At 72.8% G+C, this 6281-nt stretch carries 7 protein-coding genes; 4 read left to right on the plus strand and 3 right to left on the minus strand.

The features are described from left to right. Positions 1-197 precede the first annotated feature (197 nt). Positions 198-1385, plus strand: coding sequence for an FAD-dependent monooxygenase (locus E1298_RS42645; RefSeq protein ID WP_131903082.1), 1188 nt, complete (start codon positions 198-200; stop codon positions 1383-1385). A gap of 96 nt (positions 1386-1481) precedes the next feature. Here E1298_RS42645 and E1298_RS42650 read toward each other — a convergent pair whose 3' ends face one another. The 3 genes from E1298_RS42650 to E1298_RS42660 all read right to left on the minus strand — a co-directional run bounded on the left by E1298_RS42650 (position 1482) and on the right by E1298_RS42660 (position 4238). Further along, a complete protein-coding gene (locus tag E1298_RS42650; protein WP_165975928.1) occupies positions 1482-2282 on the minus strand; it encodes a DUF4190 domain-containing protein in 801 nt (266 codons plus the stop codon). A gap of 124 nt (positions 2283-2406) precedes the next feature. After that, positions 2407-3036, minus strand: coding sequence for a LuxR C-terminal-related transcriptional regulator (locus E1298_RS42655; RefSeq protein WP_131903086.1), 630 nt, complete (start codon positions 3034-3036; stop codon positions 2407-2409). An 8-nt stretch (positions 3037-3044) separates the two neighbouring features. Next, a complete protein-coding gene (locus tag E1298_RS42660; protein ID WP_207945180.1) occupies positions 3045-4238 on the minus strand; it encodes an ATP-binding protein in 1194 nt (397 codons plus the stop codon). A 181-nt stretch (positions 4239-4419) separates the two neighbouring features. Here E1298_RS42660 and E1298_RS42665 point away from each other — a divergent pair, with 181 nt between their 5' ends. The 3 genes from E1298_RS42665 to E1298_RS51625 all read left to right on the plus strand — a co-directional run bounded on the left by E1298_RS42665 (position 4420) and on the right by E1298_RS51625 (position 6184). Then, on the plus strand, positions 4420-5733 hold the full coding sequence (locus tag E1298_RS42665; RefSeq protein WP_165975929.1) for a PspC domain-containing protein: 1314 nt from the start codon (positions 4420-4422) through the stop codon (positions 5731-5733). Next, entirely contained in the window at positions 5726-5989 is a 264-nt protein-coding gene (locus E1298_RS42670) for a hypothetical protein (RefSeq protein WP_131903085.1), read from the plus strand. Before E1298_RS42665 ends, E1298_RS42670 begins: the two co-directional genes overlap by 8 nt. Before the next feature lie 93 nt (positions 5990-6082). Continuing rightward, complete coding sequence (locus E1298_RS51625; protein ID WP_341770700.1) at positions 6083-6184, plus strand: putative leader peptide; 102 nt, start codon at positions 6083-6085, stop codon at positions 6182-6184. Positions 6185-6281: the final 97 nt, after the last annotated feature.

Raw genomic sequence — 6281 nt, forward strand, 5'->3', positions numbered from 1 at the left:
GATGTGTATAAGAGACAGCCGCACCGCCGCCCCGTCCCGCACCGCCGCCCCTTCCGCAGGGCGGCGTACCTGCGGGGCCTCCGGGCGTATCAGCCGGACATCAGGGCTCGGCGGGGCCGTGCGTGGGCCGTCAGCGTCCTGTCAGCGCGGGCGGTGAGCCTTCAGGGAAGACGAGGAACGACCTGGAGGAGCACCTGATGCGCAACACGAGAGTCCTGATCTCCGGCGCCAGCATCGCGGGCCCGGCCCTGGCGTACTGGCTCGACCGGTACGGGTTCGAGGTCACGGTCGTCGAGCGGGCGCCGGGCCTGCGCCCGGGCGGGCAGGCGATCGACGTGCGGGGCCCCGCGATCGACGTCGCCGAGCGGATGGGGGTGCTCGGCGACGTCCGGCGGCTGAGCACGGACCTGGCGGGGATGTCGGTGATCGGCCCGGACGGGAAGACCGAGGTGCTCCGCAGCACCGAGCGCACCGCGAGCGGCGGAGACCTGGACGGCCCGGACGTGGAGATCCTGCGGGACGACCTCGCCGAACTGCTGGTCGCCGCCGGGGGCGACGGCGTCGAGTACCTGTTCGACGACTCGATCGCGGGGCTGGAGCAGGACGAGGACGAGGTGCGGGTGATCTTCCATGACGGCGCCACCCGCACGTTCGACCTGGTGGTCGGCGCGGACGGCCTGCACTCCAACACGCGGCGGCTCGTGTTCGGCCCGGAAGGGGACTTCCTGCACCACCTCGGCGCCTACCTGGGGGTGTGGACGGCGCCGAACGTCCTCGGCCTGGACCGCTGGGAGACGGTCTTCCAGATGGAGGGGCGGCCGTGGGGCGCGCTGGTGATGAGCGTCCGCGGCAACTGCGAGGCCCGCGTCTACATGGGCTTCCACGCCGCCGCCTGGCCCGCGGGCCAGGACCCCCGCGACGTCGCGTCCCAGATGCGGCTGCTCGCGAGCCACTTCGCCGACGCGCCCGGCGAGTTTCCCCGGCTGGTGGACACGATGTGGGACGCGCCCGACTTCCACTTCGACGCGATCGCGCAGATCCGCATGGACGCCTGGTCGCGGGGGCGGGTCGCACTGCTCGGCGACGCCGGCTACTGCGGCTCCCCCGCGTCCGGCCAGGGCACCAGCATGGCCATGGTCGGCGCGTACGTGCTGGCGGGCGAGCTGAAGGCGGCGGACGGCGACCACCGCAAGGCGTTCGCCGCCTACGAGGACGAGTTGCGCGGCTTCGTGGTGGCCAACCAGGATCTCGCGCTGAAGAACGTGGCGGACATGCGCAAGGAGTTCGACGGGGGCGCGAGCGCCGCGGAGGCGGCGGAGATGGCCGCGCTCCAGCTCCCGGACGTCTCCGAGGTCACCAACGGCTACACGCTCCGTGACTACTGATCGGCCCGTGACGGTTGATCGCCCCCCGGACGCCGGCGGGCCGTCCCTGGACCGGGCGGCGGGCCGGCCGCCCAGCGCGCGGGACGGTGCGGATCGTCAGGCGTGGACCCGGCGGGTCAGCTTCTTGCCCTCCGTGGCGTGGACGGCCACGCAGGTGACCGCGCGGTCGCCCTGGGTCCACGACTCCGCGGTCGGGTAGTAGTACGAGGTCGCGAGGCTCCTGGCGGCCGGGTCCCGGTTGAGGCGCGCGCTCACCCGCAGCTTGCATCCGGCCGACGCCTTCTGGCTCATCTCCCGCTCGCTCGGGAAGAGCCCGCTCAGCCTGAAGACGGCCAGGACCTCGCCGTCGTGCGGCCCGGTGCAGGAGACGACCTTGACGCTCTCCACTTCCACCGGTGCGCTGGTCGAGGCGGAGGCGCCGGAGTTGTCGTTGATGCAGTCGCCGAGCTTCATCTTCTTGGCGTCGACGGACTTCGGCTTGGTCGAGGTCTTCGGCAGCGTGATCTTGTCGCCGCTCTTGCCGTCGTCGGAGTCGGAGCTCAAGAGCATGATGGTGAGGGTCACGCTGCCCACGGCCCAGATGCAGGACAGGGCGATGCCGGCGATGGCCATGCCCTTGCCCTTGCCGCCGCGCTGCCCGATCTGGCGGAGCGCGATCACGCCGAGGACGGCCCCGAGGAGGAAGAAGCAGTTGAGGAGGCCGGTGACGAGGCTGGCGATCGCCAGGCCGTTCGTCTTGCCGTCGTTCGACTGCTGCCCGGAGCCGTAGGACGGCCCGCCCGGCATGGGCGGCGGCGCACCCCCCGGCATGGGCGGCGGATAGGACGACTGCGGGGGCATGGGCGGGCCCCCGTGCGGATCGTTTCCCGGATGGCCGGGATCAGACGGATAGGTCATGAGGAGCGACTGTCCCATATCGCCCAGACAAGTGTGATCATGACGCCCGAAAAACGGACATTACGATTTGCTCACAGGGACGCCCCGACCGTGGCATGCGCGCCCCCGGGCGGCCCGTCCGGGATCAGACGAGCCGGCGGGCGGCGGCCCAGCGCGACAGCTCGTGCCGGTTGGACAGCTGGAGCTTGCGCAGGACGCTGCTGACGTGCGTCTCGACCGTCTTGACCGAGATGAACAGCTCCTTGGCGATCTCCTTGTAGGCGTAGCCGCGCGCGATCAGCCGCAGCACGTCCCGCTCCCGCTGGGTGATCTGGTCCAGCTCCGGGTCGACGGCCGGCACGTCGCTGGCGGCGAACGCGTCCAGGACGAAGCCCGCGAGCCGCGGCGAGAACACCGCGTCGCCGTCCGCGACCCGTCCGATCGCGTCGGTCAGCTCCGGCCCGGAGATGGTCTTGGTGACGTAGCCGCGCGCCCCGCCCCGGACGACGCCGATCACGTCCTCCGCCGCGTCCGACACCGACAGGGCGAGGAACCGGGACCGGACGGCGCCCTGGAGGCGGCGCAGCACCTCGATGCCCCCGCCGCCGGGCAGGTGCACGTCCAGCAGCACCACGTCCGGCTCCGCCGCCTTGATCACCGCCACCGCCTCGTCGACGTCCCCCGCCTCGCCGACGATCTCGACGCCGCCGCCGAGCTCCGCCTTGACCCCGGTCCGGAACATCTGGTGGTCGTCGACCAGCACGACCCTCGTCATCGCCTCGCTCACGACTTCTTGATCTCCAAACGCACCTCGGTGCCGTCGCCGGGCGCGGTGCGGACCGTCGCCTTGCCGCCGTTGCGCTCCATACGTCCGATGATGGACCCCCGGACGCCCATCCGGTCATCCGGGACCTGATCGAGATCGAATCCCTTGCCGCGGTCGCGGACGAAGATGGCGATCGCGTCGCCCTCCACCTCCGCGTACACCGAGACGGACGGCGCCTCGGCGTACTTGGCGGCGTTGACCATCGCCTCCCGCGCGGCCTGGAGCGTGGCGGCGAGCCGCTCGTCCAGCGCGGTGTCGCCGACGCAGACGACCTCGATCGGCACGCCGTGGTCGTCCTCCACCTCCCCGGCGGTCTCCCTGATCGCGGCGGCGAACGTCTGGTCGGGGTCGGCGCGCGGCTGGTACAGCCAGGTGCGCAGCGTCCGCTCCTGGGAGCGGGCGAGCCGCTGCACCTCGCGGGTGTCGTGCGCGTTCCGCTGGATCAGCGTCAGCGTGTGCAGCACGGAGTCGTGGATGTGCGCGGCCAGCTCGGCGCGCTCCTGGGAGCGGATGCGCTCGTGCCGCTCGGCGTCCAGGTCCTGCCAGAGCCGCACCACCCACGGCGTGACGATCACCGCCACCCCGGTGAGGATGATCAGCATGGCGATGATGACGGAGCGGGCGTGCCCGGCGTCCACCTTCTGCGCGACGAAGCCGCCGATGCCGCCGACGACCAGCAGCAGGCCCAGCACGCTGCGCAGCCACACCTGGCGGAGCGGCAGCACCCACCGCTGCCGCTGGTCGCGGTCGGCCTGCTGCCACAGGATCGCGGCGCCGACCCCGCAGACGATGAACGGCCACAGCGCCCATTGCACGATCCCGGCGCCCCACGGCAGCGCGGACAGCCCGATCGCGACCGCCGAGTAGGCGAGCAGCTGCCCCCAGTCGCGCCCCCGGCCGGACTTCACGGCCACCTCGGGCGCCTGCACCCGCGGAACCAGCACCCAGAACGCGCCGTACGCGGCGAAGCCGAGACCGCTCGCCGTCACCAGCAGCACGAACGCCGCGCGGACGATCAGCACGTCCACGCCGAGATGCCGGGCCAGGCCGCGGCACACCCCGGCCAGGAGCCGGCCGTCGGCGGCGCGCTCCAGCCGCGGCGCGGCGCCCGGCCGCTCGGTCACCGCCGCCGTTTCCATGATCCCTCGCATTCCCCCACGTTGGTGTTGCCCCTGGGGGCGGACCCCCAGACCCCCAGCGGCTCCGCCGCACATAAGGATGGTCACACGACCCGTCCGGCACCGCATCAGGGCGCCACCCTGGTTCCGTTCAGGGTCGAGTCAGGGACGTCCCGGATACCGCGCCGCGACGCCGCGCGTCAGGATGGTGACCATGGGCGAGCAGCAGAAGGCGACCATCGGAGCGCAGGACCCGGCAGGGCCGGGCTACGGGCGGCTGGCCCGCGACCCCGAACGCCGCGTGCTCGCCGGGGTATGCACGGGCCTCGGGCGCTACACCGGCATCGACCCGGTCGTCTACCGGGTCGGCTTCGGGCTCCTCGTCCTCACGCACGGGCAGGGGGTCATCCTCTACATCGCGGCGGCGCTGCTGATGCCGAGCCGTCCCGGCGAGTCGTCACGGGTCGAGCAGCTGCTCCGGCGCTGGTTCGACGCCCCGGCCGTGCTGACGATCCTCGGCGCTCTGCTGTGCCTGGGCGTCGTGGGAAGCGTGTTCGGCGGCGTCTCCACGGACGCGATCGCGATCGTGGTGGTGTTCGGGCTGGTGCTGCTGATCTCCCACGCGCGGGGCGTGGACCTGGTCTCGGTCGCCCGGTCCGTCCCGGAGCGGCTGGTGGGGCATCCGCCGCAGCCGTACGCGGCGCGCCGGCCCGCCGACACGCCCACGGGCGGCGGCATCTCGCTGGACAAGGACGTCCCCGCCGGGACGGGCGGCGGGCTGCCCGAAGGCATGGTCGACCTAGCCGCGTACGGGAGCCGGTCGACCGCCACCGAGCCCCCCTTGACCGACCCCGCGCCGGGCGCGACCGCCGCGCCCTATCCCGGGCCGCCGGCCGGGACGCCCGCGCGACAGCGGCGCCACTCGCCGGTCGCCTCGATCTCGCTGCTGGCCGCCATGGCCGCCGGCGCCGCGATGATCCCGGTGGCCCGGGGCTACCCGGCGCCGGACTCCTGGATGATCGTCATGGCGCCCGCGCTCGCGGTCGTCGGCCTCGGCCTGCTGGCCGGCGGCTGGTTCCGGACGCGCGGCCTCGCCGCGACGGGCACCGTCCTCACCCTGGCGCTGCTGACCACGTCCGTCGCCGCCGAGGCGCCGCGCAACGCCAAGTACGGGGACGTGGAGTGGCGCCCCGTGGACGCGGGCCGCTCGTTCCAGGAGTACAAGGTCGCGGTCGGCAAGGGCGCGCTCGACCTCACCGCGCTGCCCGTCCCGCGCGGGCAGCGCGTCACGGTCAACGCCGAGGTGCTGCTCGGCGAACTGAAGGTCACGGTGCCGCGCACCGCCCGCGTCGTGCTGGACGCGCGGCTCATGCTCGGCGACCTGCGCGTGGGGCAGCGGACGATCAGCGGCCCCAACGCCAAGGCCGTCGAGGTCATGGAGCCCGATGGGAAGCCGGCCAAGAACCCGCCGGAGATCGTCCTGCGGATACGGGGCAAGGTGGGAGACGTGCAGGTGGACCGTGTCTGAGCGCCCCGCACCCGGCTGGGACGACGACGTCCCGCAGACCGTCCCCGCCCCGAAGGCCGAGCGCCGCCGGTTCGACCCGGCCGGGCCTCTCACCGGGCTGTTCTTCCTCGCCCTCGCGGGGCTCTTCCTCGCGGACGGCCTGACCGACGGGCCGATCCTGCACCCCACCACGCTGATCCCGGTCGTGCTGATCGGCCTCGGGGTGGTCGGCACCGTCCGCGTGCTGACGCGGTCGCGCCGCCGCACCCTCCGCTGACCCTTCCTACGCCGTTTTCCCGGCATATCGCTGATTCCCGACCAATGTGATATAGATCATGCGAAGGATCGGGAACGCCTGATCCGTACCCCGATGTTGAAGCGACCCGTGAAGTTCTCCGAGAAGAGCGTCCTGCTCGTGGCCCGGCTGCACATCGACCTGTGCCGCCTCGCCAGCGTCCTGTGTAGCGCCTGAGCAGCCGCCCCCAGGCGGCCGTCCAATGGGGCCCGGACGGGCTCGACTCCCGGGTGGCCGTCGCCTCCTGACCAGCCCCTCGCCCCCTCTTCTCCCC

The organism is Actinomadura rubrisoli (assembly GCF_004349215.1).
Taxonomy (GTDB): Bacteria; Actinomycetota; Actinomycetes; order Streptosporangiales; family Streptosporangiaceae; genus Spirillospora; species Spirillospora rubrisoli.